The following is a 5,332-nucleotide window of genomic DNA, read 5'->3' as shown; positions in this document are numbered from 1 at the left end:
CCCTCGGCCCCCGCCCTGGCCGCCGGGTACGTACTGCGGCAGGACCCGGAGGGGTTCCGGGTCGGGGTGCCCCGGGACTGGCGGCGCAGCCCCGTCAACGACGCCGGGCAGGTCCGCTACACGGGCGGTGACTTCACGATGATCGTGGTCCCCGGCCGGGACTCCGTGCGCGACCACGGCTCGGACCCGCTGGAGTACCAGAACGCCAGGGAGCGCGAGCTGGAGCCGTGGCGGGCCTCCAGCTGGTCGGGCGCGGAGCAGACCCGCCGGGTCGACATCGGCAGGACCGCGACGGCGACCGGCAGTTACTGGTGGCTGGACAGCACCGGCCGTGAGGTGTTCGTCCGCAACCTCGCCCTCGTCGACGGAGGCCGGTACCACGTCGTCCAGGTCATCGGCCCCTACGGGGAACGGGACAAGGTCACCGAGATCCACGACCAGGCCGTGAAGGGCTTCCGCCCCGGCCGGTGACGCGGAGGCTTCCCGTCGCCGGGGACGCCGCGCCGACGTCCCGGGGCCATGCGACCGGCACACCCGCCACCGGGGCGGAACCGTCGCTCCCTCAGGGGCCCCTGGTCACAGTGCTGTTCCTTTGCCAGCCCCGAGGTTCCGCCCCGTGTACCTCCCTCCGTAACCTGGCATCCGAAGGAACGGGCGGGGGCAAGTGGAACATTCTCAGAGCACAGGAGCGGGGCTGCTGCTCCACGGTCGGTACCGGCTGGCCGAGTCCATAGGACGCGGCGGCATGGGCAAGGTCTGGCGCGCGCACGACGAGGTGCTGCACCGGGTGGTGGCGGTCAAGGAACTGACGGCCGGCCGGTTCGTGGCCGAGGCCGACCGGCTCGTCCTGCACGCGCGTACGCAGAAGGAGGCGCGGGCCGCCGCCCGCATCACCCACCCCGGCGTGGTGACCGTCCACGACGTGCTCGAACACGACGACCGGCCGTGGATCGTCATGCAGTACGTCGACGGCCCGTCCCTCGCCGACGCCACCAAGGAGTCCGGGGCGATCGAGCCCCGCGAGGCGGCCCGGATCGGACTCCACGTCCTCGGCGCCCTGCGCGCCGCGCACGCCGCGGGCGTGCTGCACCGGGACGTCAAGCCGGGCAACGTCCTGCTGGCCAAGGACGGGCGCGTCCTGATCACCGACTTCGGCATCGCGGCGATCGAGGGGGACTCCTCGATCACCCGCACCGGTGAACTCGTCGGCTCCATCGACTACCTGGCGCCCGAGCGGGTACGGGGCGGCGATCCCGGACCCGCCTCCGACCTGTGGTCCCTGGGGGCCACCCTGTACGCGGCGGTGGAGGGCGCCTCGCCCTTCCGGCGCACCTCGCCCATCAGCACCATGCAGGCCGTCGTGACGGAGGAGCCGCCGCACCCGGAGAACGCCGGGCCGCTCGCCCCCGTCATCGTCGCGCTGCTCCGCAAGGACCCGGAGCAGCGCCCGCGCGCCGACGAGGCCGAGCGGATGCTGCTCGACGCCATGGAGGGCCGGACGCCGCGGACGGCCCAGGCGTACGTCCCCACCCAGCGGGTGCGGCGCGGCGACCTCGCCTCGGTCACCGGCCCCGGCCCGTCGTCCGTGGACCCGGACGGCGACGCCCCGGGCCGGGACCCCGGCCGCGGTGGTTCCGGGGCGGGGGCCGGCGCCGATGGCCGTACGACGGCCCTTCCGTCCACCGGGCCCTCCACCACCGCCCGGCTGCCGCACGTGCCGGGAATCCACGGCACGGGTCCGCGCCCCACGGACACGGAAGCGCAGGTGGCCGGACGCCCTCCCACCACCCCGGCCGTCCCCGGCCTCCCGCGGTCCGGTGACCCCTCCTCTGCCCGTGGCCGGTGGCGTACGGCCGCGCTGGCCGCCCTGCTCGCGGGGCTCGTCGCGGGCGGCGCGGTCTTCGCCGCCATGCAGTACGCGGGCCGCGACCAGGGAGCGGGGCCCCGCCCCACCGCGACCGGCACGGCCCCCGCCACCGGTCCGGCGGGCGCCGTCCCGGCCGGCTGGCACCGCGTCGAGGACCCGGCGGGTTTCGGCCTCCTCGTACCGGACGGCTGGAAGCGGCAGCAGGACGGCGACAACATCGACTACACGCCCGACAACGGCCGCCACCGCATCCGGATCAGCGTCGACCGCGACCCCGACTTCGAGAACCCGTACCTGCACGCCCTCGACCTGGAGGACACCGTGCGGACGCGGCTCCCGGGGTACGCGCGCGTGAAGCTGCACCAGAACACCTACCGCGACCAGGCCCGCTCGGCCCTGTGGGAGTTCACCTGGACCGAGCAGAAGACCTTCCCCGGCCCCCGGCACGCGATCGACCAGATCTACTACGGCGACGACGGTACGGAGTACGCCGTGTACATGTCGTCACCGGAGTCGAGCTGGGCCACCACCCGCGAGCAGTTCGACATCGTGCTCCAGCACTGGCGCGCGCCGGGTTCCCGACCGGCCCCCTGAGGCCGCCACCGGAGTCGTGAAAATCTCCGCATGCGGCCTTCGACGGCCTCAAGCCCCTGATCAGGGCTTATGTGCCAGTGATCGCTGGCGCGATGTGTGCGCGGGGTGAAAACGCGTTACCGACGGGTACCCAAAGCCTCCGGGGCCGCTTACCCTCGCCCTCATGACGGACTCGCAGGCCCCCGCCGCCCTCCCGGTTCCCGCCGAAGACGCCGACGCCGCCACCGTGGCGCGGCCGGCCCGCCCCGCGGCCCCCGCCGGCGCGACCAACCCGGTCGCCCCCGCGCCCGCCGGCGCCCGGACGGCCGCCGACGTCGTGACGCCCGAGGTGGTCGCCCGCCTCGTCCGCGGCGTCGTCGGCTCGGGCCGCACGGCCAACCACACGCCCTTCACCGGGGAGAAACTGGCGGACCTGCCCGAGTCCACCCCTGAGGACGTGGCCGAGGCCTTCCGCCGGGCCCGCGCCGCCCAGTCCGTCTGGGCCGCGACCCCGGTCCGCGCCCGCGCGGCCGTCCTCCTGCGCTTCCACGACCTCGTCCTCCAGCGGCAGGGCGAGATCCTCGACCTCATCCAGCTGGAGACCGGCAAGGCGCGCCTGCACGCCCACGAGGAGGTCCAGGCCGTCGCCGTCGCCGCCCGCCACTACGGGCGCAGGGCCTCCGCCTACCTGCGCCCCCGGCGCCACACCGGTGTCGTACCGACCCTCACCAAGGTCACCGAGCTGCGCCAGCCGCGCGGGGTCGTCGGCCAGATCGCGCCCTGGAACTACCCGCTGGAGCTCTCCGTCGGCGACGCGCTGCCCGCCTTCGTCTCCGGCAACGCCGTCGTCATGAAGCCCGACACCGAGACCGCGCTCACCGCCCTGTGGGCCCGCGACCTGCTGATCGAGGCCGGCCTGCCGGCCGAGGTCTTCCAGGTCGTCCTCGGCGAGGGCCCGGTCGTCGGCCCCGAGGTCGTCCGGCACGCCGACTACGTCTCCTTCACCGGCTCCACCCGCACCGGCCGCGAGGTCGCCCAGGGTGCCGCCGCCCGGCTCGTCGGCGTCTCCCTCGAACTCGGCGGCAAGAACGCCATGCTCGTCCTCGAGGACGCCGACATCGAGAAGGCCGCCGCCGGAGCCGTCCGCGCCTGCTTCTCCTCCGCCGGCCAGCTCTGCATCTCCATCGAGCGGCTGTACGTGCACGAGTCCGTCGCCGACGAGTTCGTGGCCCGCTTCGCCGCCCGCACGAGGGCGATGCGGCTCGGCAACTCCCTCGCGTACGGGGCCGACATGGGCTCCCTCGTCGGCGAACGGCAGCTGGAGACGGTCAGCCGCCACGTCGAGGAGGCCGTCGCCAAGGGCGCCACACTCGTCGCCGGCGGCGTCGCCCGCCCCGACATCGGCCCCCTCTTCTACGAGCCGACCATCCTCGACGGCGTCGAGGCCCCGATGGCCGTCTGCGCCGAGGAGACCTTCGGCCCCGTCGTCTCGATCTACCGCTTCAGCGACGAGGACGAGGCCGTCGAGCTCGCCAACGCCACGCCCTACGGGCTCAACTCCTCGGTCTGGACGAAGGACTCGCGCCGCGGCCACGCCGTCGCCGCCCGCCTGCGCACCGGCACCGTCAACATCAACGAGGGATACGCCCCCGCCTACGGCAGCGTGCAGTCCCCGATGGGCGGCATGAAGGACTCCGGCCTCGGCCGCCGCCACGGCTCGGAGGGCATCCTCAAGTACACCGAGGCCCAGACCGTCGCCCAGCAGCGGCTGCTCCCGCTCGCGCCCTCCTTCGGGATGGACGACGAGAAGTACGCCGCGTTCATGACCGCGTCGCTGAAGGCGATGAAGGCCCTGCGCCTGCGCTGAACCCGGCCGCCCGCGCCCGACGCCCGTCCCGGGGCCGACCGCCGGCTCCGGCGTCGCGCGCTCCGCTCGTCTGTCCGTTCCGCACCTTTTTCGTACGAGGAGAGTCATGACCGCGGTTCCCCCTGCCCGAAATCAGGACGAGGACGGCTCGTACGACTACGACGTCATCGTCGTCGGCTCCGGCTTCGGCGGCTCGGTCACGGCCCTGCGGCTGACCGAGAAGGGTTACCGGGTGGGCGTCCTGGAAGCCGGCCGCCGCTTCGCGCGGCACGAGCTGCCCAAGAACTCCTGGGACCTGAAGAACTTCCTGTGGGCACCCGCGCTCGGCCTCTACGGCATCCAGCGCATCCACCTGCTCGGCAACGTGATGGTCCTCGCGGGCGCCGGGGTCGGCGGCGGCTCGCTCAACTACGCCAACACGCTCTACGAACCGCTCGCGCCGTTCTTCGACGACCCGCAGTGGAAGGACATCACCGACTGGCGCTCCGAACTGGCTCCGTACTACGACCAGGCCAAGCGGATGCTGGGCGTCCGGCTCAACCCGACGACGACCCCCTCCGACGTGCACCTGAAGGCCGCCGCCCAGGCCATGGGCATCGGCGACACCTTCCACATGGCACCGGTCGGCGTCTTCTTCGGCGACGGCAAGGACGCGGTGAGCGGGGACGGCCCGGGTACGGCGACGGCGAAGCCGGGCGGGGAGGTGCCCGACCCGTTCTTCGGCGGCGCGGGCCCCTCGCGCCGCGCCTGCATCGAGTGCGGCGAGTGCATGACCGGCTGCCGCCACGGTGCCAAGAACACCCTCAACGAGAACTACCTCCACCTCGCCGAACGGGCCGGCGCCGAGGTCCACCCCATGACCTCCGTGGTCGCCGTCACCGAGGACTCGCGGGGCGGCTTCGCCGTCCGGACACTGCCCACCGACAACCGGAAGAAGGGCCGGGGGCGGACCTTCACCGCCCGCCGGGTGGTCATCGCGGCCGGTACGTACGGCACGCAGACCCTGCTGCACCGGATGAAGGACA

The 5,332-nt window shown here is 73.6% G+C and carries 3 protein-coding genes and 1 pseudogene; all 4 read left to right on the top strand.

The features are described from left to right. Nucleotides 1-471: pseudogene (locus RIF68_RS26310) on the top strand (serine/threonine protein kinase); the annotation flags it as partial. A 193-nt stretch (nt 472-664) separates the two neighbouring features. After that, nucleotides 665-2,461, top strand: coding sequence for a serine/threonine-protein kinase (locus RIF68_RS26305; protein ID WP_309053783.1), 1,797 nt, complete (start codon nt 665-667; stop codon nt 2,459-2,461). Between the two features lie 163 nt (nt 2,462-2,624). Then, nucleotides 2,625-4,307, top strand: a complete 1,683-nt coding sequence (locus RIF68_RS26300) for a succinic semialdehyde dehydrogenase (RefSeq protein WP_309053782.1) — start codon at nt 2,625-2,627, stop codon at nt 4,305-4,307. Nucleotides 4,308-4,413: 106 nt separating this feature from the next. After that, nucleotides 4,414-5,332, top strand: a 919-nt coding sequence (locus RIF68_RS26295) for a GMC family oxidoreductase N-terminal domain-containing protein (RefSeq protein ID WP_309053781.1), incomplete at its 3' end; no start/stop codon positions are given.

It is taken from the genome of Streptomyces sp. (assembly GCF_031178505.1).
Lineage (GTDB): Bacteria > Actinomycetota > Actinomycetes > Streptomycetales > Streptomycetaceae > Streptomyces > Streptomyces gulbargensis.
The sequence above is the reverse complement of the archived record's forward strand: the minus strand, read 5'-3'. Positions and strand labels throughout refer to the sequence as shown.

Coding starts and splice junctions, on each gene's coding strand:
- RIF68_RS26300 (WP_309053782.1), top strand. CDS start 2,625: ATGACGGACTCGCAGGCCCCCGCCGCCCTCCCGGTTCCCGCCGAAGAC.